Annotated in this window: 25 protein-coding genes and 2 pseudogenes; 26 read left to right on the top strand and 1 reads right to left on the bottom strand. The window is 65.2% G+C overall.

What is annotated here, in order from left to right:
• Positions 1–78 precede the first annotated feature (78 nt).
• The 20 genes from BTO20_RS37630 to BTO20_RS37720 all read left to right on the top strand — a co-directional run bounded on the left by BTO20_RS37630 (position 79) and on the right by BTO20_RS37720 (position 12,751).
• On the top strand, positions 79–1,155 hold the full coding sequence (locus BTO20_RS37630) for a DUF6551 family protein (protein ID WP_198344633.1): 1,077 nt from the start codon (positions 79–81) through the stop codon (positions 1,153–1,155).
• A complete protein-coding gene (locus BTO20_RS37635; RefSeq protein ID WP_087083543.1) occupies positions 1,152–2,078 on the top strand; it encodes an alpha/beta fold hydrolase in 927 nt (308 codons plus the stop codon). The genes BTO20_RS37630 and BTO20_RS37635 overlap by 4 nt, the downstream gene beginning before the upstream one ends.
• Positions 2,079–2,181: 103 nt before the next feature.
• Positions 2,182–2,442 carry a hypothetical protein gene (locus tag BTO20_RS37640; RefSeq protein ID WP_157680460.1) on the top strand — a complete coding sequence of 87 codons (261 nt, stop codon included), beginning with the start codon at positions 2,182–2,184 and terminating at the stop codon, positions 2,440–2,442.
• Positions 2,443–2,891: 449 nt separating this feature from the next.
• Positions 2,892–3,125 (top strand): glutaredoxin-like protein NrdH, encoded by a 234-nt coding sequence (gene nrdH / locus BTO20_RS37645; RefSeq protein ID WP_087083724.1) that lies wholly within the window; start codon positions 2,892–2,894, stop codon positions 3,123–3,125.
• Positions 3,126–3,215: 90 nt separating this feature from the next.
• Positions 3,216–3,761: a hypothetical protein gene (locus BTO20_RS37650; RefSeq protein ID WP_087083547.1), complete on the top strand. Its 546-nt coding sequence runs from the start codon at positions 3,216–3,218 to the stop codon at positions 3,759–3,761.
• Positions 3,758–4,672 carry a hypothetical protein gene (locus tag BTO20_RS37655; RefSeq protein ID WP_087083549.1) on the top strand — a complete coding sequence of 305 codons (915 nt, stop codon included), beginning with the start codon at positions 3,758–3,760 and terminating at the stop codon, positions 4,670–4,672. Before BTO20_RS37650 ends, BTO20_RS37655 begins: the two co-directional genes overlap by 4 nt.
• Entirely contained in the window at positions 4,653–5,114 is a 462-nt protein-coding gene (locus BTO20_RS37660) for a hypothetical protein (RefSeq protein WP_087083551.1), read from the top strand. The genes BTO20_RS37655 and BTO20_RS37660 overlap by 20 nt, the downstream gene beginning before the upstream one ends.
• On the top strand, positions 5,101–5,793 hold the full coding sequence (locus tag BTO20_RS37665; protein WP_087083553.1) for a S1 family peptidase: 693 nt from the start codon (positions 5,101–5,103) through the stop codon (positions 5,791–5,793). Before BTO20_RS37660 ends, BTO20_RS37665 begins: the two co-directional genes overlap by 14 nt.
• Positions 5,794–5,821: 28 nt before the next feature.
• On the top strand, positions 5,822–6,253 hold the full coding sequence (locus BTO20_RS37670; RefSeq protein ID WP_087083555.1) for a hypothetical protein: 432 nt from the start codon (positions 5,822–5,824) through the stop codon (positions 6,251–6,253).
• Positions 6,254–6,290: 37 nt separating this feature from the next.
• Positions 6,291–6,830 carry a hypothetical protein gene (locus tag BTO20_RS39710; RefSeq protein WP_157680461.1) on the top strand — a complete coding sequence of 180 codons (540 nt, stop codon included), beginning with the start codon at positions 6,291–6,293 and terminating at the stop codon, positions 6,828–6,830.
• A gap of 30 nt (positions 6,831–6,860) precedes the next feature.
• Complete coding sequence (locus tag BTO20_RS37680; protein WP_087083557.1) at positions 6,861–7,196, top strand: hypothetical protein; 336 nt, start codon at positions 6,861–6,863, stop codon at positions 7,194–7,196.
• Between the two features lie 18 nt (positions 7,197–7,214).
• Positions 7,215–7,652: a hypothetical protein gene (locus BTO20_RS37685; RefSeq protein WP_087083559.1), complete on the top strand. Its 438-nt coding sequence runs from the start codon at positions 7,215–7,217 to the stop codon at positions 7,650–7,652.
• A 342-nt stretch (positions 7,653–7,994) separates the two neighbouring features.
• The gene (locus BTO20_RS37690; RefSeq protein ID WP_087083561.1) at positions 7,995–8,243 is read left to right on the top strand and encodes a DUF7280 family protein; all 249 of its coding nucleotides are present in this window, start codon (positions 7,995–7,997) and stop codon (positions 8,241–8,243) included.
• A gap of 396 nt (positions 8,244–8,639) precedes the next feature.
• The gene (locus tag BTO20_RS37695) at positions 8,640–8,930 is read left to right on the top strand and encodes a hypothetical protein (RefSeq protein WP_087083563.1); all 291 of its coding nucleotides are present in this window, start codon (positions 8,640–8,642) and stop codon (positions 8,928–8,930) included.
• A 398-nt stretch (positions 8,931–9,328) separates the two neighbouring features.
• Positions 9,329–9,772 carry a hypothetical protein gene (locus tag BTO20_RS37700; RefSeq protein ID WP_087083565.1) on the top strand — a complete coding sequence of 148 codons (444 nt, stop codon included), beginning with the start codon at positions 9,329–9,331 and terminating at the stop codon, positions 9,770–9,772.
• A 413-nt stretch (positions 9,773–10,185) separates the two neighbouring features.
• The gene (locus tag BTO20_RS39715) at positions 10,186–10,359 is read left to right on the top strand and encodes a hypothetical protein (protein WP_157680462.1); all 174 of its coding nucleotides are present in this window, start codon (positions 10,186–10,188) and stop codon (positions 10,357–10,359) included.
• 403 nt (positions 10,360–10,762) lie between these two features.
• Positions 10,763–10,972, top strand: a complete 210-nt coding sequence (locus BTO20_RS37705) for a hypothetical protein (RefSeq protein WP_087083567.1) — start codon at positions 10,763–10,765, stop codon at positions 10,970–10,972.
• 88 nt (positions 10,973–11,060) lie between these two features.
• On the top strand, positions 11,061–11,396 hold the full coding sequence (locus BTO20_RS37710) for a hypothetical protein (protein ID WP_087083569.1): 336 nt from the start codon (positions 11,061–11,063) through the stop codon (positions 11,394–11,396).
• Positions 11,397–11,808: 412 nt separating this feature from the next.
• Positions 11,809–12,363, top strand: a complete 555-nt coding sequence (locus BTO20_RS37715) for a hypothetical protein (protein ID WP_087083571.1) — start codon at positions 11,809–11,811, stop codon at positions 12,361–12,363.
• Positions 12,364–12,502: 139 nt separating this feature from the next.
• Positions 12,503–12,751 carry a hypothetical protein gene (locus tag BTO20_RS37720; RefSeq protein ID WP_157680463.1) on the top strand — a complete coding sequence of 83 codons (249 nt, stop codon included), beginning with the start codon at positions 12,503–12,505 and terminating at the stop codon, positions 12,749–12,751.
• A 50-nt stretch (positions 12,752–12,801) separates the two neighbouring features.
• Here the strand turns inward: BTO20_RS37720 and BTO20_RS37725 are convergent, their stop codons facing one another.
• Positions 12,802–13,221, bottom strand: coding sequence for a hypothetical protein (locus tag BTO20_RS37725; protein WP_157680464.1), 420 nt, complete (start codon positions 13,219–13,221; stop codon positions 12,802–12,804).
• 415 nt (positions 13,222–13,636) lie between these two features.
• Here BTO20_RS37725 and mobF point away from each other — a divergent pair, with 415 nt between their 5' ends.
• The 6 genes and pseudogenes from mobF to BTO20_RS37755 all read left to right on the top strand — a co-directional run bounded on the left by mobF (position 13,637) and on the right by BTO20_RS37755 (position 22,356).
• Positions 13,637–16,630: a MobF family relaxase gene (gene mobF, locus BTO20_RS37730; RefSeq protein ID WP_087083577.1), complete on the top strand. Its 2,994-nt coding sequence runs from the start codon at positions 13,637–13,639 to the stop codon at positions 16,628–16,630.
• A gap of 70 nt (positions 16,631–16,700) precedes the next feature.
• Complete coding sequence (locus BTO20_RS37735; protein WP_087083579.1) at positions 16,701–18,095, top strand: hypothetical protein; 1,395 nt, start codon at positions 16,701–16,703, stop codon at positions 18,093–18,095.
• A 130-nt stretch (positions 18,096–18,225) separates the two neighbouring features.
• Positions 18,226–18,855 (top strand): hypothetical protein, encoded by a 630-nt coding sequence (locus tag BTO20_RS37740; protein WP_157680465.1) that lies wholly within the window; start codon positions 18,226–18,228, stop codon positions 18,853–18,855.
• A 1,041-nt stretch (positions 18,856–19,896) separates the two neighbouring features.
• Positions 19,897–21,254 (top strand): annotated as a pseudogene (locus tag BTO20_RS41475) (Mu transposase domain-containing protein).
• A pseudogene (istB, locus tag BTO20_RS37750) lies at positions 21,214–22,067 on the top strand (IS21-like element helper ATPase IstB). The pseudogenes BTO20_RS41475 and istB overlap by 41 nt, the downstream one beginning before the upstream one ends.
• A complete protein-coding gene (locus BTO20_RS37755) occupies positions 22,057–22,356 on the top strand; it encodes a hypothetical protein (RefSeq protein WP_087072533.1) in 300 nt (99 codons plus the stop codon). The pseudogene istB and the gene BTO20_RS37755 overlap by 11 nt, the downstream one beginning before the upstream one ends.
• Positions 22,357–22,360: the final 4 nt, after the last annotated feature.

Genomic DNA, 22,360 nt, shown 5'->3' on the forward strand with positions numbered 1-22,360 from the left:
TGGGGAGTGCTTACCGGCACCGCACTCGCTGAAGGACCAGGCAAATCAGCTCCCACAAGGCTTTTGGAGTAACCGCCGATGACCACAACACCCACCAACCTCGCCCACCGGGACATTTATCCTGACGCTGTCGCCGTGGGCGAGATGTTCGTCGACCACACCTACCAGCGCGACGCCGACATGGCCCGCGTCCGCCGGATGGCCCAACAATGGGATCGCCGCTTGGCCGGCATGCTCGAAGTTTCCGATCGCGGGCCGCACGCCGTCCCCCGCTACGCCGTCATCGACGGCCAGCACCGCTACGAAGCCGCCAAACTGCACGACCGCGCCGCCGTGGTCGTCGCCCAGGTCCATACCGGCCTGACCGTCGCTGACGAGGCGATCCTGTTCGACAAGCTCAACCGGCAGCGCAAGCAGCCCAACCGCTGGGACAGCTGGCGCGCCCGCCGCGCCGCTGGTGACTCCATCGTCACCACCATCGAGACCATTGCCCGCCACCACGGTCTGACCGTGGATATGTCACCGACCGACGGATGCGTAGCCTGCACCGCTGCCCTGGAGAAGATCACCCGCCTCGGCGGCACCGCACTGCTGGACTCCACACTGCGACTCATCGCTGCGGTGTGGAGCGGACAACGCGATTCGCTCGACGCCCCGATCGTCGGAGGCCTGGCCCTCATCCTGCATCACCTCGCCAGCGACATCGACCACGAACGACTCACCGCCGCTCTGCTCGACGTCCAGCCCCACCAAATCAAATCCAAGGTCAACAACATCGCCGAGCTGACCCACGGCACCAAACCGACTCTGACCGCCCTCGCGATCATCGCGTTCTACAACAAGCGAGGCGGCCGCAGGATCGAGGTCACCACTCGCTCGTTCGGTGGGGGATCGGTCAACGCGCGATCCACACGACATAGCGCCGCTCAGCCCCAATCCGACGCGCTACGCGCCCAATCGAGATCGTATGAGGGTGCGCCGCAGTTTCTGCCGCCCCAGGCCCTACCACCGGTGCCGACCTATACCGACGCTCAAGCTGAGGCCGTTGACGCCATGGGCGATCAGCCGGAGGCCGACGTCGCGGCCGCGCTCGGTCTTAGCGCTCGCACTGTGCGGCGTATCCGCGCCGACCTCGGCCTGGGAGTCTCCGCATGACCGCCACCACGTCAGCGTGCGCGTACCGGACACGGTCGGTCATCACAACCGACGGGGTGCGCCTAGCGTGCCGCGACTACGGCCGGGGCGACGCCGAGCACACCGTGATCCTGCTGCACGGTTTCTGCCTGGATCAGTCCACCTGGACCCTGCAGGTCCGCGAGCTGACCCGCCAGTGGGGACGGCGACTGCGGATCATCAGCTTCGACTACCGCGGCCACGGCCAATCCAGCCCGGCTTGCACCCACACGTACACCATCGGTCAACTCGCTCAGGACCTCAGCTACGTGCTCACCGCGCTCGACGTGACCTCACCAGTCACGCTGGCCGGTCACAGTATGGGCGGTATGGCGGCCTTGACCTATCTTTCGTTGGCGCAGCGGCCTATTGAGCCAGTCGGCCTGGTCCTGGTGGCCAGTGCTGCCGGCCGACTCGCTCAGCGCGGCATCGGCCGCCTGCTGGCCATCCCGGGCCTGGGAGGGCTGGCTGGGCTTGTCGAGCACCTGCCGCACCACGCCGCCCAGGACATCGTGCGTGCACTGGCGCTGCCCGCCGGACACGCACTGACTCACTTGGTCGGCCTCACCGGCAGCGAGCGTGCGGCCTTCAGCCGCACCGCCGCCGGTGCGCTCACACGCACCACCATCGCGGCCGCGATCGGATTCCTACCTAGCCTGCGCACCTACGACCAACGCGCCACCCTCGCAAACATCGCCGCGCACACCACCGTGATCAGTGGCGGAAAAGACCTCGTCACCCCCTCGGCGCACGCCGCGGAACTGGTGGTCGGTATCGCCGGCTCTATCCACGTGCACCAAGCCCACGCCGGCCACATGCTCTTGCACGACGCAGCCGCGGCGGTGACCGACGCCATCTCCCACACGATCGCGAGCGCGGCCGCCGCTGCGCCGGTGGCCAGGTGATCGCAGATGCTTACCGCACACAGCCACCCACAGCGACCCGCCCGGAAGGAGACATCGCATGGTGATGGCCCGGAGCATCCGGGCACGCCTCTACCATTCGTGCATGGCCGGCGACGACCTCAGCGAGAAGTACCTGACCCTTCCGCAGATCGCCGACCGCAACCACTGGTCGCTCAAGACCGCGCGCAACCGGCAGCACGAAGCCAACCGTCGTCGTCGCGAAGGCCAATCGCGTCCCGGCGATCTACCCGAGCCGGATCACTACATCGGCCGCACACCGCTGTGGCTCGTGCAAACGATCGAAGCCTGGGAAAAGCAGCGCCCTGGCCGCGGGGCCGGGGGAGGACCGAAGCCGCGCCGCTAGCGCTCGCTCACCCGGTCCACGCGCCGCCGTAGCGGCTGCCGGTAGGCGTCATTTCTGATCTGCGAATTATCTGCACACGATCAGGGCTTGGCAAGGTCGTCTACAAATTTTCTCGCCACGCGCTCCAATAAGGTCCGCGCTATCGCGCGGGCAGTCCTCATAACAGCAAGTCGCTTATTTCGCGGCGAGATAATTTGCTGTCTCTCTTGCCGAGCCCTGTTCGTGTTCGCAGGGATCGCATGTATCAGGAAATGCCACACAACTAAATAGCGCTGAAAAGCCTTTGTAGACCTGTAAAAAGTCCGCTGAGCAGCATGTTTGCACTGTGAAAGGAGTGAACAATGGCGCTAATTCGTCATCGAATGAAATCAGAAAAAGGTTGCTAAAGCCGTTTGCTGAGATAGAATAAATGCACAGGTGAAATACCGCACACGAAACGGATGAAGGTCATGACAGTAACGGTTTACACCAAGCCCGGATGTGTTCAATGCCAGGCCACTTTCAAGGCACTCGATAAAGCCGGAATTGAATATTCGTTTATCGACGTCACAACCGACGAACAAGCCCGCGACTACGTGCAGTCGCTCGGCTATCTGGCCGCGCCCGTCGTGGTCGCCGGCAAAGACCACTGGTCCGGGTTCCGGCCAGATCGCATAGGCCGGCTCGCCAGCCTCCCCGCCTGAGCGACCACACAGATCTCCGCAGCACGGCCGGCGTGTGTAACCGCCGCCGCGCCCCGCCGCGCCCCGAACACTTCATGAAAGGCCACCAACATGAGCATCCCGCAGCGCATCTGGCCCATCCAATCCACCGCCACCGAAGTGGGCCACCACCTCGTCACCGGCTACATCGCCTTGACCTGCGCCGCCATCGAGGCCGAGCACCTGGTCAAGCTCAGCCCCCGTTACCGCGGCGCCGTCGGCTGGGATCTGCAAACCGCCATCCTCGATGCCTCCACCGCCATCGAAAACGCCGTCTGCGTCCACGATCTGGCCCGCTACTCCAAGTTCTGGGGCCATCCCCGCGACACCACCGAGGCCGACCACGCCCGCGCCGCACTGAGCGAAAACACCGCCACCACCACCAAACGCCTCGTCGCCGACCTCACCAACGCCTTCAGCGCCCTCACCGCCGCGGCCCGGCATGCCGAAGTTCTCATTGCCGCCGACCACTACTACGGCCACAGCGCCGGCTACATCGGTGGACTGGGCTGGGATCTCGAAACCGCCGTCGACGACGCAGTGATCGCCATCCGCGACGCCATGCGCACCGGCACCCTCTCCGAGGTCAACCCGACGTTCTGGAAGCCGCAACTATGACCACCCCCACCGCCAACACCCTTGCGCCGGAGGAGTTTCCGTTCATGTGGGAGCCCGAGGACCAGCTCATCGGAGCCCTACTGCACCTGCGTTCCTCCGCCGCCGCCGACATCATTGCCTTGGTCCCCGCGGCAGCTGTCCAGCACCCTGTGGCTCGCTGGGCCTACGAATTGATTACCACCCTTGTCCAGGCCGGCGACGACCCAGACCCCACCGTGGTGCTCACCGCCGCCCGCCGTCAACCACCCGCGTGCGACAACAACGCACCGGCGGAGCTCACCACCACGGCGCTGCGGCCCAACGTCTACGGCGACCTTGGCACTTACCTGGCCAACGCCTACACCAACACTCACAACATCGCCCAGGTTCGCGACTACGCACGCACCGTCCTCGATGACCACTTCCGCCGCACCGCCGGCGCCTGGGGAGCCCGCCTGCAAGCGCTCGCCGACGCCTACGCCGACCGCGAAGAGATCACCGCCGCCATAACCGAACTCATGCGCGGCGAACTGCGCGACCTCTGGCTACGCGCCGAACGCGCCACCAAACCCGAACCCGTCGAGCAGGAAGCAACCACCGTGACGACGATCCCCGCCGTCTGGCAGTACCCGCTCACCGCCGAGCAGTACAAGGCCCTCATCGACTGCAAATACCAGGCCACCACCCAAGGCTGGGCGCTGCTCGACAACCACGGTCGGGTGCGCGCCTGGCACTGGCAAGTCCCCGGCGACGCGCACTGGGCCACAGCCCAGACCGCGCTACGGGCCTTCCTGCCCGACACCAAACATCGCGGCTGGCGCACCCGCACCGGCTGGACCATCCAGGCCGACGACGGCGAACTACTCAATTCCTTTCTGTCCCAAGCTAAACCACTCGACCCAGGCGGTGACAATGACCATGTGCGCGACTAGCCCCAACGAACCAATCAGCATCGGGGCACGCCCCGAACTCACCCACAAACTCAGCGACACCGCTCGAAGAGCCATCTACCACCTGCACGAGCAGCTCGCCGAATACGGCCCTCCCGACTGCCAGATCAACGCTGCTGACTTCACCCGGATCGAGATAACCGTCTCCTACGTCGTCAAAAAGAGAATTGACCCCGCTACGGCCTACACAGCCGTCGACGGCAAGGCCGTCCCCATTCACGAACCGCTCACCAAAGTCCTCAAGTGGTGCCAGGACTGCCCTGTACGCGAGGCGTGCCTGGCCGCGATGAGCGAGCTCAACTACACCGGCATCGCCGGGGGCGTGATCCTCAAAAAAGGCGAACCCTACGACTACGCCAAAGCCCGCCCCAAGCGCGGTAACAACGCCGACACCGAAAGCGAGACCTCCGATGGCCTTTGGTAAATACGCCCTCGCTCTGCTGGCCGCGGTCACCATCACCCCGGTCCTCACAGCATCCACCGCGGCCGCGGCGAGCCTGTCGGTCGCCGCCCCGGGCATCCCGATCTACCAGGACGTCGAGGGCACCAGTACCCGCTGCACCCTGGGCTACACCGCACGCAACGCCGAAGGCGACCGCCTGGCCGTCACCGCCGGTCACTGCGGAACCGTCGGCCAGACCGTCTACGACAACGCCGACCGACCCATCGGCACCTATATCGCCGTGCAACCCGACGATGTCGAGAACCGCACCTACGGTTACAGCCTCATCCGGATCCTGCCCGACGTCGCACTGTCGGCGTGGATCACCCCCTCCCTGGCCATCGAGCGCCACGCCCAGGCCCACCCCGGCGACACAGTGTGCCTGTTCGGCACGACCAGTGGCCGCCGCTGCAGCACGGTCGAAACCGTCACTGTCACAGAGGGAACCATCACCGGCAACCTCTCGGCAGGTGGTGACTCCGGCGGCCCTGTCATACGGATGAGCGACCAGGCCCTCATCGGCATCGTCATCGGTCACAACAACGCCGAAACCTTGTTCGAACCCATCGCCCGCATCGTCACCGCCGCCGCCGCCCACGCCGACACCGGCACCGCATTCGGCCCCGTCGTCGACGACGACTACGCCACTCTGCGCCCCTAAAACCCACCACAAGGAGAACCGAACTCTCATGAGCATCACCGCCGGCAGCACCGTCACCGAGCTGCGCGCGCACACCATCGCCCAAGACGCCGTCGACTGGATCGACACCCACCGCGACACCTGGCTCTACGCCCACGACACCGACCCCGGCGTCCGATATCCACTCACCGTGCTCAACGTCGCCCGGGCCGAATCGCGATTCTGGATCCGCGCCGGAGCCATCTTCGGCGAAGTAGCCGAGCTAGCAGCCGCCGGCCGAGACACCGAACGCCCCGCCCAAAGCGCCCTGGAAACCCTGCGCCGCCACGTGATCACCGTCGCCCAGCACTGCCCCCGACTGTCGGCGGACCTCGTCGTCGACGAGGTCACCCCGCACCTACCGACCGACACCACCCCCGATCAGAACGCCGCACTGATCTGGTGGAGCGCCCTGCTCATCTGGGCAGTCACCACCGCCTAGACCCCACGCCCAGCAGCCACGACCAGCAAGGAACCCCATGACCAGCGAAGGCCTCTACGCGAAATACCAGATCACCGCCGAACGTACCGACGGCAAACCCATCGGCCCGTACTTCATCCTCGAATACGCCACCGACCCGCACGCCCGCGCGGCACTGGCCACCTACGCCCAATCATGCGGCGCCGAAAACCCCACCCTCGCAAGCTATCTGCATGCCGAACTCGCCAGAACCGCCCCGACCACCACTGCCTACGACCATCACATCACCATCACCGACAACGGGGTCGCCTTTTCCTGCGCCGCCCCGGTCGGCCAGCAATGCCGGCTCATCTGTGCCCGCGAATGCGAGGACTACCACCGCCCCGACTGCGACCGGACCACCAAGGACAGCGGAGACTGCGGGGCCCTGATCTACCTGGATCCCGCCGACCCCGCCGACACCTACATCGGCTGCACCGAACCCCACCACTGGCGCAGCGGCCCCATCAGCATCGGATGGGACGGTTTCTACGAGACCTGGTTATGGCGATACCCCGGCGAAGATCGCCAACTACCCAGGTTCGCCCGGCAACGATAGCGCCGGGTAAAGCGCGAAAGAGAGCCGACAATGGGAAGCTACGAAACCGAGCTGGCGCGCAAGTCGGCATGGCGCAAGATCCACACCACATGCCCATGCGGCCGCGAAGTGTATGGCAACGGCAAATCTCACCAACGAAACTGTCACACGCATCTGCAAGTCAACGGCTGGCCGCTCGACGACCAGATGGTCCAGGCCGTCATCGACGAATACCACGGCCGTGACCCCGTAGCGCGCATCCGCGCCGCCGAGATGGAGCTCGGTCGCATCTACTTGGAACGCCGGGCCCGCGGCGACAAGACATCGCTGCCCTGGAAGCAATACCGCGACACAGTCTGGGCTGCCACCGAGAACCCAACCCCCTGACGGAACTCGTTGACCGACATGAGAAAACTCAGCGACGTGATCGCCGCCTCCCCGAAGGTGCCCGCATTTTCCAACGGCACCGACGGATACGACTGGATGTCACGCTGGTGCGACCGCTGCCGTCACCCTGTCGAAATCGCCTGGCAGAACTACAACATCGGCAAACGTAAGACCCAGATGAAAGGCTACGAAGGTGGGTGTCCGCTGCTGATGGCCGCGATGACCGGAGACGTCACACCCACCGAGTGGCTCCCGCAAGACGAAGGCCCAGACCGCTACCACTGCATCGAATTTCGCGGCCCCGACGACGGACGCCAACCACCACGGCCCAAACCCGAGCCACCCGGTATGGAGGGCCTGTTCGAACGGCCCCAGCGCGGCATCCGAACACTCAAACAGCCGGCGTCCCAACCATGGCCGACCTTCATGATGACGGCGAGATTCAGCGATCGGTAACAACGCGCTACCGGCAGATCCGGTAGTGGCCGGCGCGCCCCGCGCGTCCGGCGACGGCCACCCTGCGGGCGGCCCCTGGGTTGGGTAGCCACTCACCTTTATCCGTCAGCAGGTCGCCAAGCGTAATCGTGCTGTCCGCCCTCGGTAAAGCCGTCGCCAGCGGGGTGGTGTCGGCGGCGGAGGACCTTTTCGGCCCAATGCAAGCGAGCTTCTTCGGCGCTCGCGCGGGCCGAAAACCCGCCGACACCGCCCCGCGCGCCGGCTTGACCATTGACGGCCATCCCGATTGATCGCTCCCCAACGCTGACCGCCCGGGTCAGCACGCACCGAAAGGGGAACGTCATGTCCATCCACGCCGCAATCATCACCACCGACTGCATCGCCACTATCGCCGAGCCGCTGGACTGCCTGCTCGACGCGATGCTCGACGCGCAAAACCGAGTCGGCCAGATCACTTGGACCACCATCGCTTTCGACAGCGCCTACGGCACCTACCGCGACAGCGCCGACCACGAAGCGCCGATCACCGTCGTCGACACCAGCGCCACCAACGAACTGCACGAGCTCGTCCGCACCTGGGTCCATCCCTAACCCCCACACCACCAGCTCGGCCTGGCCCACAGCACCAAGGGTCAGGCCGAGCCCCTTGTGCCATCTTCCGGTTGAGTGGTGGCCGGCGCGCCGGGCGTGGCCCGGCGATGGCCCCCCTGCGGGTGGCCCGTGGGTTGGGTAGCCACTCACCTTTATCCGTCAGCAGGTCGCCAAGGGTAATCGGGTTGTCCTGGCGAGTTCCAACGCACGGTTGCGGGGTGCCGCCGCCGGCGGAGGACCTTTTCGGCCCTATGCAAGCGAGCTTCTTCGGCGCTCGCGCGGGCCGAAAACCCGCCGACGCCACCCCGCCCGCACGTACGGCCCTCGCCGGTCCAACCCGATTGATCGCTCCCCAACGCTGACCGCCCGGGTCAGCACACACCGAAAGGGAGCCTCATGGAAATCGACTTCGCACTTGCTTGGACCTTCGTCGACGCGATCGACGGGAAGCCCCGCCAAATGCGCTTCGCCTACGAACCCGGAAGCCAGCGTGGACAACTCGTCGCCGCCGTCGCCTGCGCCACCCGCACCGACAATCACGACACCATCGCCATCAGCCGCACAGGAGTCGCCTACACCGACATCGAACACGCCCTCACCGGCTGGCAAGACTGGGCAACCATCGCACCAGGACTAGTCAGCCTCACCGCCATCCGCCAGCGCATCACCAGCGCGGGCCTGGCCTGACCACCACCGCACAGCCGGTCCCCGCGCCCAGCACCCGGGGATCGGTTGCGTGCAGTGTGATCCGGCATCGCATGTGCCGGCGGGGGCGTGGCCGGCGCGCCACGCGCGGCCGGTGATGGCCACCCTGCGGGCGGCCCCTGGGTTGGGTAGCCACTCACCATTGTTTGCCGTCAGCGTGCTCCCAGTGTGACCGACAGGGACCCGTCGCCGTCAAGCCTCGTCCACGCGGGCTTCACCGGCCGAATGACATTTGCCGCCCTATCAGCTCGCTCCCGCTCGCGGGCGACAAATCCGGTTCACCCCGCAAGGACTTTCCGGCTTGAGCAGCGCCACCCTGCCGGTCCCACTGTCCACACGCCAACCGGCGCACGAAGTCTGACTCGAACGGAGAAAAAACCATGACTGCATTCGTTGTCCACGTCGAGCACATCCACGTCCTGCTCTGGGCAGGCCTGCGCGATCCGCGCCTGGGAGCGCTGCGGTGGAACACCGCGACCGTCGCCGGCGAGCTACAGCCGGAGACCGCGAGCACGGTCGGGCAGATGCTGCTCGACGAGAACATCGCATCGGTTGCGCACCTGCACAACGAGCCGCCCGCACCGGAGATCTACAAGTACCGGCCCCCGGCCCAGCGCGGCTGGACCAACGTCGAGCTGCTCAACGCGCTGCACTGCTACCGCTACCAATCCTGCGAGCACCCCGACTGGGAGGGCAGCGAAGCGCAAGCCTTCACCGAAGCGCTTGAAGCCCGGTTGATTCACCGCCTCCCCGGATACAGCTCCGGGCCCTGGGCGATCACACCCAGCAGCGTCCCATCCGCGGCGCGCACTCGCGGCGCCTAGCTCTGCGCACCGGGCCCGGTCATCTCCACACACGCGGATGACCGGGCCCCCCTTTTCGTGCCCCACAACATCTCTCACGAAAGGTTCCATCCCGATGACACACCAGCAGCACACCGAACCGATGACGATCGGCGAGTACCTCACCCACCTCCAGCAGCGCTACAACGCCGGCCCCACGCCCGAACCGATGAGCCTCGATCGGTATATGGCTGTCCTGCAAGAACGCGCCGACGAATACATGGCGTTGCAGCCGCCGCCCACGTACACCACACGGATCCCACTGCCGCCCCTGCTGGAGTGGTTCGTCCTGGCCACCGACGAGCAGTTCGTGCAGCTGCCCACTCCCACACCGAAATCGGCGCCGCAGCCGCGGCGCTACCGCAGCAGCGCCGACCTTCGCGCACACCGCGATCATGCTCGGCGGTGGCCAGCACGATCCCGCCGCCGCCAGCATCGCAACACCCGTCCGGTGGAAGAAACTCGATCGCGACATCGACACGGTCGCCAAGCTCACCGCGCGCATCGAGCGGCTCGACGCGAAGATCCTCTCCGCGCAAGCGCGTGAGCAACGCCAGCAGATCCGCTGACATTAATTCCCGCCGCGGGCCGGTGGTTTCGGTGCGAGTCGCCGGCCCATGCAGTGTGATCCGGTGGTGCGCGGCCGTCGGCCCGGTGGTGGCCGGCGCGCCAGGCGCGGCCGGGGATGGCCCCCCTGCGGGCGGCCCCTGGGTTGGGTAGCCACTCACCAAACCAGTCAGCAGGTCGCCAAGCGTAATCGTGCTGTCCGCCATCGCTCAAGCAGTCGGTTGCGGGTGCCGTCGCCGGCGGAGGACATTTCCGGCCCTATGCCAGCGAGCTTCTTCGGCGCTCGCGCGGGCCGAAAATCCGCCGACGTCACCCCGCCCGCCGGCTTGCCCGCCGTCGGCCATCCCGATTGATCGCTCCCCAACGCTGACCCCACCCGGGTCAGCACAGACAGAAGGGGAACCCATGAGCACCACCGAAACGCTCGCACTCGCCCGCGCCGAGATCCACGACGCCGTCGCCGCATACGACGAACCACAGCGTCGCCACCAATGCGCGCACGCGGCACGTTCCTACGCCGCCACCGTGCTCCTGGCCGACGACGCCACCGACGCCCAGCGCCGCGACGCCCGCTGCTACCTCGACGACGCAGTCGCGATGCTCACCACCACCTAGGCCCGCGCGCCCGGCCGGTCACCCCGCGCCAACCGGGGCCCGGCCGGGCAGCACAACCACCAATCCTGCACACCGAACGGAGCACGACATGACCGAGCAACCCATGGAACTTTGGGAACAATGGGTGACATCCACCGTGCACCCCATCCAAGGATTCAAACGCGGCGCCAAAGTCTTCACCCGAGATGGCCAGCGGTGGATCACCTACCCCGACATTCTGCGCGGCAAAAACGTCACCATCGAGATGCCGGCCAACGCGCCCACCCGAAAATGCGACCAAGGCCGCCATGAGCACTGCCCGCATCGCCTCGGCCAGCCCGCCGAGGGCGGTGTCCAGATCGTCGCACGCTACTACCAAGTGTTCGTCTGGCGCTGCGGATGCACATGTCACCGCGATCCACAGCGCATCGGCTGGCTCTTCTAACCCCAGCCACCACACCCGCCCGGCCCCCGCCACACCGGGGGTCGGGCGGGGCCATCTCGTTCGCGCTGTGCGCGTGAGTGTTCCGGTTGAGTGGTGGCCGGCGCGCCGGGCGCGGCCGGCGATGGCCACCCTGCGGGTGGCCCGTGGGTTGGGTAGCCACTCACCTTTATCCGTCAGCAGGTCGCCAAGGGTAATCGGGTTGTCCTGGCGAGTTCCAACGCACGGTTGCGGGGTGCCGCCGCCGGCGGAGGACCTTTTCGGCCCTATGCAAGCGAGCTTCTTCGGCGCTCGCGCGGGCCGAAAACCCGCCGACGCCACCCCGCCCGCACGTACGGCCCTCGCCGGTCCAACCCGATTGATCGCTCCCCTGTGCTGACCGCCCGGGTCAGCACACACCGAAAGGGGGACCATCATGTCCAAGGCCGAACCGTCACCCATCATCACCGCCACGGCGCAGTACCCCGCGCCCGCGGTGATCGCGCACACCTACGTGCGCCTGCACGGCGTCCAGACCGCGAACCTCACCGTGCACCACGCGCGCACCGACGCCGCGCGGGTCGCACTCAACTGGGGAGGCGGTGTACTCATGACCTTCTTCAACGCGCGCGCAGCGCAGGGCGTCCTCGAAGGGGTCGCCGCCGCACGCGCCACCCTCGTGTACCTGCCCACCGAGGTCCACCCGATGCAAGACGACCCGTACGAAGCCCCCACCGTGGCCATCGACTGGAAGCACCGGCCCCAGTACGCGGCCGTGTCGCGTAGCTCGGTCACACCCGACCAGCGGCGCACCGTCAAATGGACCGACATCTACATGGGACCGATTACTATCCAGGTCCTCGATCGGGCCGCGTACCACAGTGCCACTGCGATCCTGCGCGAAGCGCACCGCACCGCAGTCGCAGTGTGCCTCGATGGGCCCGAGCATGACGCGGACCCCACGCGCGATGATTACAGGCCGCCCCGGTAATCCACAGGCGCCCACCAGGGGCGGCACTTGTCCACAGGATGAGTGCTGCCCCTGGCGTTCACGCGCAACCGTTGAAAGGCTCATGCGTATGACACCGTGGACGCTGACCGTCACCACCCACGACCGGACACGCACCATCATGGGAACCGCCGACACCACACAGAAGGCGCGTCGCGAAATGTTCATCGCCACAGGCTCCTTGATGGAGCGCGGTGGCGATGAACGTCCGCGATACGAATTGTCGGTGGGCGAGCAGTTGGTTGCGATCATCCAGACGGGCGAGACAGCACGCGGCTTCCCCGATCATGTCGGTGCCGCGCGCATGCTCGATCAGATTGCCGGAGTTGACGATCAGGTCTTCGCAATGCACCACGGCCTCGGCAACTGAAACACCTCAACCCGCCGTGATCCTTGCGCATCACCCGCGCTTCGCTGCCGTTACGCCGGCTGGCCTTCGCTGACGCTCGGCGCCGGCGAAGCTTCACTTGAACCGCCGCTCGCCACGCTGCTCGTAGCCTTGGCCGCAGCCTTGCGAGACGCCGAGTCGCCTCGCACGCGCGCCGCTGAAGCCCGGCGCTTCGCAGCCTTCGGCTTCTCGCGCAGCGCCTCAATGTTGAGCGAGCCCGGCTCCGGCAAGTCCAGCTCAATCAGCTTGGCTTTCACGTGCGCCCGGCTCACCGCCTCGCTGTGCACCTCTACCAGCTCGTCGTACGCCTCGAGGAGCTTGCCCTTCAACGACTGCACTTCACCGAGCAGATTCGACACCCGCAAAATCTGATTGGTGTCCTGCTCGGCGGCACGCATGAAGGACTCAAAAATCTGGTCACGAGACAGAGGCGGAACGGAAACGTCGGTCATGGCAGTGATCCTCACACCGCCTCACATCGAACGCCACCAGCAACACCATTCTTCCTTTGCTGATCGCTCTCCGTCGCTCTCAGCCCTTCCTATGACCCCTCCAGGCCACCCACCGTGCCTGTCGCCTTCCGAGCCGCCAGCCGTCCTGATAGCCTTGCCCCTATAAACGCCTAGGACAGTAGCACAAAATGTGCTAACCGCCTTCGGGCCTGGTCAGCGCCTCGCGCGGGCCAGCGGGCCGGGTTGGTCGAAAGGGACAGGAACCGATGGTCGATCAATCGCCTGCGGCGATGAGCAGATCGGCCTGGGTTGTCACCGCGTGCGGGCTGACGGCTGCAGCGATCGGACCGGGCGCCGATCGTCTGCGCGGTCTGTTCCCGACCACCAGGAACGGCGATACCGCTGGGGGCCGATCGTGATCCGGATCGCGAAGATGGGTGAGTGGTCGGTTCAGTACTACGAGTCAACCGCGGTGCGCGGCAACGAGTATGGCGGCGGGTTGAGCGAGTACTACTCCGAGCGTGACACGCGGGAGCCCATCGTCCTGGTGGCCGGTGACCGTGAGTTCGCGGCCGAGGCGATGGGCGTCACGCATCGTGGCGGCATCAGCCAGGAGCATGTGACGCGCTGGTTTTCCGAAGGCATCTCACCGGCCGGACCAGGCGTGGGCAAGCCGCGGCCCGGCACGTGCGGCTGGGACGTTCTGGTGGCCGTGCCCAAGAGTGTGTCGCTGACCAGTGCGCTGGCCAAGGACCCAGTGGTCGGCACAATCGTCACCACAGCGATTCGCGAAGCGACCGAGGATGCGTTGCTGGGGTACATGTACAAGCACGCTGGCTACACACGGGTGTCCAACCCTCAGGACAAGTCCAAGAAGGACATGCAGCGTCTTCCCGCGCTGCCGTTCATCGCCTATTTCCATCACACCGCGCGGCCGTTGTCGGACGGCACATGTGATCCGCACATGCACGTGCACTGCCTGCTGCCCGGCAAGGTGGCCCGCGCTGACGGCCGCATGGTCACCATCGACTCGGAGTCGATGTACCACGAAGCCAAAGCGGCCGGCATGATCTTCCAGAAGTCGTTGCGCGACCGGCTGTCCGCCGCACTCGGTATCGAGTGGGATGAGGTCGACCCGCACACCGGCATCGCCGAAATCAAAGGGTTCAGCCGCGCGGTCATCACCGAGTGGTCGCGTCGGCAGACCGCACTGATGGAGTGGGCTCAGGAAAACCTCGGCGAGTATTCGCGACGGATGGCCGACGCCGAACACAGCGACGCCGCTGACCAAGAGAAGCGTGGGTGGGCCAAAGGCGAACGTGAGTGGCTCGACACCGCCCAGCGGGCCACCCGGCAGAAGAAACTCGAGTCGCTGCATTACGACGAGCTGCGTGAGAGGTGGCAGCAGGACCCGCGCGCGGCATCGTTGAGTGTCGAAGATTTCCTTGGAGTCGTGGCGGCGGCCGCGGCGAAAGAAGGCCCGGGGGAGCGGCCGACCGCGGCGCAAGTGTTCGAACTCCTTGGCACCGTGAAGAATGCGTGGACGCGGGCCGATGTTGTGGAGGCAGTGGCGGGACTGTGGGGTCCGGGCCGCGGGGTCGAGGTGATCCCGGTCGACGAAATCGAAGCAGCGGTTGACGGCATCTTGGAGGAAGGCTGCTTCCAGATCGTCGAGGACCGCCAGTCCTGGCATCGCGAAGGGCACTTGCGCTACACCGACATGATCACGCTGCAACGCGAAGCGGAGATCCTGGAGCTCTGCAAGGCCACCTCGCGCGAGTTCACCGTCAACGTGCGCCAAGAGTGGTTCGCCGCCAAAGGTTTGAAGTTCGGCGCCGAGAAGGCGATGACCGAACTCGCCGTGTCGAGTCACTTCATCAATGTGTTGGAGGCGCCGGCGGGTACCGGCAAGACCACCTCCCTCAAAGCGTTCAAAGAACGCGCGGAGTCGCAAGGGAAACGCATCGTCGTCATGTCGGCGGCACGCAAGGCGCTCACCGAGGCCCACGAGAAAGAGGCGGGCCACGAGTTCTACACGATCGCCGCGGTGCGCAACCGCATCGCCAAAGACCGCATCGACTGGGACCACAAGACCGTTGTCGTGGTCGACGAGGCGGCGACGGCCGGTGACCGCGACTTGTACGAGATCATCAAGCAGGCCGCCGCCACGCACTCCAAGGTGATCCTCATCGGAGACTCGCATCAGTTGCAACCGGTGCAGGCTGGCGGCGGCATGTTCCGCGACCTGTCGGAGAACCTTCCATGGACACAAGGGTTTACCCATGTGTGGCGCCAGGTCGACCCCGAAGAGAAAGCGATGACACTGGCGTTGCGCGACGCCAAGACCGAATCGCAGATCCGCAAGGTCGCCCACTGGTACGCGACACACGACAGGTTGCGCGCCGGCGACGAACTGTCGATGGCCGACCAATTGGTGCGTGACTACTTCGATGCGGTCGCCGACGGCCAGGACGTGATGGCTATCGCCGATCAGTGGGAGCGGGCCGACTCACTGAACCTGCGCATCCAGCGCATCAACAACATCGCGTTGGAAAACCAGCTCGGCTACGAGCTGGAGCGCGTGCCCATCTCCCGGGAGCAGCAAGCCATCTGGGGCGACATCATCATGACGCGGATGAACAACTACGACATCGAGGTCACTGCCGACCCGAAGGTCGCCGCAATCAGCGGTGAACCAGCGATCGTCACCAACGCGCACCGGTGGCGGGTGGTGGGTGTCAACGAGCGCGACGGTTCGATCACCGCGCAGCGACTCAACGACAATGCCCGCGCGGTCCTGCCGGCCGCCTACGTCAAAGAGCATGTGGTGCTCGGGTATGTCGGCACCATCCACGCCGCGCAGGGCGCGAACGCCGAAGTGGGTCTCCCGATCGGCGATCCCGACAACATCACCAAGTCGATGCTCTACCCGGCCATGACGCGCGGAACACACATGAACCGCATGTACATGACGATGAAGATTGCCGGCGAAGACGAACACCACCGCGAGCACACCGGCGAGGAACCACAGTCACGTATCGCCGAACCGATTGAAGCTCAACAGTTGTTCATGAAGATGCTCAAACGCGACGATCGCGAGCAGACCGCGTTGGCACAAGCCGAGGATGCGCTCAAGGGGCTTGCCGCCGGCGAGCGGCATGCTGATCATCTCGACGCGTTCGGCGGCATCCATCCCTACGTCGCGCAGCTCGGCCACACACGCGCGGAGATCTTCCACGCGCTGGCCGTCGAGGAGAACGAACTCAAGGCGCAGCGGGAACGCTACGAGCACAGTTCGCGGACCGCGCAGCAGAGGATGATCGAGCTGGCCGCCGAACGTGACCGCGTACACGAACGTGGCACTGAGCGGAACTACGACGATCGCGACGAAGGCCGCGAGATCAGCTGACACCGCCAAGCTTTCGCACGGCAGTCAATGATGACGACGCGTGTCCGTGTTGTTAGCTACCGTGTCGGCCATGACACGCAACAGCAAGATCTTCGGCAACTTCGTTCGAGACAGTCGTGAGCGCCGCGGCTGGGGCCACGAGCACGTATACGAAACGACCAGTGTCCCAGTGGAGACGCAAGACCACATCGAGCGCGGCGACCCGGGCGTCGAAGTCTCAGACACTTGGCTTCATGCCTACAACCATATCTTCGAGTGGCCGCACGGCTACGCCAGCGTACTGGCCGATATGGGGCGTCATCCCACGAAGACTGAAGCGCTACGTGGTAGCGACCGTGATGTCGAACTGTCCACGGCGCTGCGCTACTTCACGCCGCAAACCGACGACGTATGGAAGACGTTCAGCGGGCTCTACGACCGACAGCGGAGCTGGACCGCACCGCCGTTCGTGGGGTTCGATGTCATCACCGGTGACCCGGTCAGCCTGGAGGGGCCCACGCTGACCAATGTGTCCGTCGAGTTCCTTCATGCCATGATGCTGGCCCGCCACGGGCACACCTCCATCGACGTCAACGTGATGAGTTGGGTCGCAGCCCACACCATCACGACACACTACGGGGACGAGCATTACGCAGATGCTCCGTTGGGTCAGTTTGAGCTCTACACCACCGGCACTTTGATGGATCGGGAACACGGCAAGCGCATCGGCCTTGATCCGCTGATCGGTTTGAGGTCGCTGACGATGGCGAAAAGCTTGGCCGCCAGTCTGCTGGAGCTGCGGCCGGAAACACCGACCACCGTAATGCGTGCCGGGCTGACGTTCTTCGCGGCCGCATCGCTGGACGATCAGCCGTTGCAAACCCTGATTCAGCTCAAACGCGCCCAGCGGCAGGGCAGTTTGAGCCAGGCCGGCGAACAACGCATCAAGGACTTCTATGCGCACTGGGACGAGCATTTCCTGCCGCGGGATCTCGGATGGGAACTGGCCCAGCCGGATCCAGCCGCCGCTGATCTTCTCGCCGGACTTGTCAACGCCCGAGACGCACTAGTAGGAATGGACACCCACAGCACAAGTCGTGGGCTGCTCTCCAACAAGGTCGAGGTCGTCGGACCCGAAAAGTTGCTGGACCGTAGTGGCCCCGGCACCCGCTCAGCCATCTTGTACTACGACAGCTCCGTATCCCCAGAGCTGCCGGCTGCCTTGCAGCATGAGATGCCAACGGCGGCGTTGACGTTTTTCGCCGCAACCACTGACCGCCCCCGTCTCGGCGCTCAGCATCAATACATGTCCGGCGCCGAGCTGTTGTACCCGGTGTACTCGGTGGGGATCACCACCGAAAACGACTGTGACGTCATTGCCCAACACAGCAGCTACAACCTGTCGACGCTCACGCACTATCACGAGGGCCAAGCCATCTACTGCGACGGCGAAGGTGCCCGGCGAGTGTGGATCCCGCGGCTCTGATGGACGACAGGTGCGTGGCCGCGTGTAGGTAAGTGGAGTAAGAATCTCCGCACCTAACCTCCACACGCAAACGAACCGACACGATCGGGCCCTGCGAGTGCCCGGGGGCTACTCGTGCGCTGGACCAGGAGTGCTCAAGAATTCAACCGCTCGACCGGCGGCGGGCCTGCCGCCGAAGATGAAAGTGCCTCCCAAAGCTGCCAAAATTGTCCTCAGCAAACGGCGCGGCGACTATGATCGCCCGATCAGGCCGGTAGTTGGGCAGGGGGCTGTCACCATGGGTCAAGCCGCGGAGAAGGATCCCCAATCAGACGCCGTTTCGCAACAGAATGCGGCAGGCGACGATCCGGCTCTAGCTTCCGAGATACCGGATCCTCGCGAGACGAAGACCGAACACCTAGTTGCAAAGGTTGCCGAGCTAGCGGGCCTCGGTGAGGCTGAAGCCGGCGAGAACAATCACCTGTCGCAGACCATATCCACCTCACTTGGGATGGTTGCTGCAAGCCTGGGTGCTGGATTTGCAGCCGTATCAGGTGGTGCGGAGATAGCTGGCGTCCTGCTTGCGTTGGCGGGGGTCGTCGGATCGATCTTGCCGTTCATCGGGCGATTTATCGCCCGGCGTCGTCGCAAGCACTACACGAGCTCCTCCGATATCGAAGACCCGGTATTGCGTGAGCTGATTGAAGTCACGGCTGCTCAGCAACTGCTGATGTTGGGTCCGACGCAGGTTCAAACCGAACGTTTAGCGAGCGCAGCATGACGACAACGCCCGTCAATGGACCCGCTGTTACGACGCCCACTGGACCCGCTGGCGGCCCCCCATCTCCAGCTCCCCCGCCTCCCGGTGGAACGGTTGCGCCGCCGTCACCTCTCTCCGACCCACTGGCGAAGGCCGCCCAAGTGATTGACGCGGAACTTCGACGCAAGCCAGACAGAGTAATGAAACTTGAGACTAACGGCGGCGAGGCATTAGCAGTTGCCCAAGCAGACTTCCTCGCAGATGTAGGGAGAGACGCAATCGGGCTGGCACGAAGGGATCACCTGCAATGCGTAGAACGCATTCACATTGAACGCGCCGCACAGCGCTACGGTAGTGGTGCACGCGAAAGCAAAGCTGGCAGCGCCCTGAGCACTCTTGGCGGACTCGTTGCGGGCGCGGGACTCGGGGGAGGTTACAACCTCCTATTCGGTCCAGGCACACATACAACCGCCGAGACGACAACCATCCTCATTATCTGCATCCTCGGCTTCTCCCTTTTATTCGCCGGTATTACGCTGACCATGGTGGGACCTCGGTCATAGAACTCGCCTGTTTACATCGACTCGCAGTCTCATCGAGGCGCATGCGCAAGAGGCATTGTGTGCCGCGAGTGCTACGTCGAAATTCCCGGTGAGGGTTATCAATCGCATCGTAACTAAGGTGCGTTGGGGCGCTGCAGTTCGCTTGCAGATTGCGCAGATTCAGCACGGCTTCGACCGGTGACTTAGGGATACCACCAGTGTTGAAGTGTCCCGTCACCGCCGACGCCGAAGACGTCCAGGCGACCTGCCTGCCAAGAGACGGCGCTCAGCGCACCGTCCACACCGACGGGAATCCCACCAGGAGGACTCGGGAGGGGTTCGGGGTGTTTGCCGTTGCCCCACCCGTTGCCGTTGATGGCGCTAAGTGAAAGTGCTCAGTCTCGCTAATTGAAAGTGCCCAGTTGGCAGCGGTGGTTCGGCGTGTCGTCGGACTGCTTGTCGGGGTTCTGCTCATCGTCAGCGGAGTTGTGTTTCCGCTGATGAATGGGAGGGCCGTCGTTTGCTGTCGCTGGAGGGTGATGTGGAAGCGCATGCGCTTCGGGAGCAGGGTTGGTCGATATCGGCGATCGCTCGCCATCTCGGGATCAATCGCCGAACCGTTCGGGCCTATCTGGCTGGGGAACGAGTACCCGGGCAACGCCAACGCTCTGAACCGCTGGTGATCGATCCGTTCGTCGAGTACTGCCGGATCCGCCTGGCTGACGATCCGCACCTGTGGGCCTCAACCCTGTTCGACGAACTCGTCGAGCTAGGTTTTACCGGCTCGTATCCGTCGCTGACCCTGGCAATCCGAAACCTGGGGCTGCGACCGCATTGCGAGCCGTGTCAGTCGGTCAAGGGCCGCGACGTCGCGGTCATCGATCATCCGCCCGGGGTCGAGACTCAGTGGGACTGGGTCGAGCTGCCCGATCCACCAGCATCGTGGGCGGCTGACCGGCATGCCCACCTGCTGGTCGGGCGTTGGCCCATTCGAGCCGCTGGCGCGGGGCGCTGGCCCGGCCGAGGACTTCGCGCACGTCGTGGAAGCGATCGAGGCGGTCAGCATCCGGTTGGGTGGGGTCACCCAGCGGTGGCGGTTCGACCGGATGGCCACGGTATGTCATCCCGAATCGGGCCGGATCACCGCGGCGTTCGCCGGGGTGGCCAAACACTACGCTGTCGCCGTCGATGTGTGCCCGCCACGACGGGGCAACCGCAAGGGTGTGGTGGAGAAGTCCAATCACGCTGCCGCCCAACGCTGGTGGCGCACCGTCACCGACGACACCACGATCGAGCAAGCCCAGGCGTCGCTGGACCGGCTGTGCGTGAAGCTCGACGGGCGCCGCCGGCGCCGCGACGGGCAGGCCACCACCGTCGGCGCCCTGGCCGATGCCGAACCACTACGGTCACTGCCGACGGGTTCGTATCCGGCCGAGTTGACCGAACACCGCATCGTCACTCCACAAGCGTTGGTGTCCTGGCGGGCAATCAGTACTCGGTGCCGCCGGGGCTGGCCGGGCCACGGTGACCGTCACCCACCGCCTGGGCTCTGACACCGTGCAATTGACCACGGCATCGGGAGCCGTTGTTGCCGCGCACCGCCGCGCGGTCGACGGCAGCGGCGCGGTGGTGCGCGATGCCGGTCACGTCGTCGCGCTCGAACAGGCAGTGCTATCGGGTTCTCGACGGCCAGGCCTTGCACTCATAAGACCGGCGACCGCCCTCGGTGGCCGCCGTTGCCGAGGCCGCGCGGCTGCGTGGTGCCCGGCGAACGATCCCGCCCAGAAGGTAGTGATCGATCTGGCCGTCTATGCGGCGACCGCAGCACGGCTATCCGTTGTTCCCCAACACCATCCAACCGAACAGAACCAGGAGTAACCCCCTTGAGCAAAACCGTCCCACAGATGAGCGAAGCCGCCGATACCAACAACTCCGGGCACATCTGTCCTATCTGAAACTCGGCGACGCAGCCGAAGCGCTACCCCGCATCCTCGATGCCGCCCGCGCCGAAAACCTGTCCCTGACCGCCGCTTTGGAGCGGCTGTTGGAGATCGAGGTCAACGCCACCGAAGCCCGCCGGCTGACCTCACGGTTGCGGTTCGCCTGTCTGCCCGAACCCTGGACCATGGCCGATTTCGATTTCGCCGCCCAGCCCGGGGTCGACGCCAAACTGATCAACGACCTGGCCAGTCTGCGCTTCCTCGACGACGCGGCCAACGTGCTGTTCGTCGGCCCACCCGGGGTCGGCAAGACCATGCTGGCCGTCGCGTTGGCCCGCGGCGCGGTCGAGGCCGGCCACCGGGTGTATTTCACCACCGCCGCCGACCTGGCGGCCCGCTGCCACAAAGCCGCCCTGGAAGGCCGCTGGCACACCTGCATGCGGTTCTTCGCCGGACCGAAACTGTTGGTGATTGACGAACTTGGCTACCTTCCGCTGCCCGGCGATGGGCATCCGCGTTGTTCCAGGTGATCAACCAACGGTATCTGAAGTCGAGTACGATTCTGACAACCAATGTTGGGATCGCTGACTGGGCAACCGCTTTCGGAGACGCCACCGTCGCAGCCGCCATGTTGGACAGGCTACTGCACCGCGCCACCGTGGTCGGTATCGACGGACCCAGCTACCGGCTGCGCAACCACCAAGCCACCGCCGAAACGATGCGTAAGGCGGTCGCCGCCCATGTCAGCTGAGACCCGTTCCTGCCAAGCCTGCTGGACCGAATTCACCGCCACCACACCGACCAAGATCTACTGCTCAGACCGCTGCCGCAAACACGCCTGGGAGCAACGCAAACACAGCGACACCGCCGCCACCGTCACCGAGGCCCGGCCACCCGCCCCACAGCCGGCCGCCACCCGTTCCTGCCCGCATTGCGGCGAACCCATCACCATCGTCGCTTTGCTGACCACTCCAGAAGCTGCCCGCCCCAGCACCCCCGGCGACGGCACAATCGTTCCCCTGCAACGACGAACCTGCTAACCTT

The sequence above is a fragment of the Mycobacterium dioxanotrophicus genome (assembly GCF_002157835.1).
GTDB classification, from domain to species: domain Bacteria; phylum Actinomycetota; class Actinomycetes; order Mycobacteriales; family Mycobacteriaceae; genus Mycobacterium; species Mycobacterium dioxanotrophicus.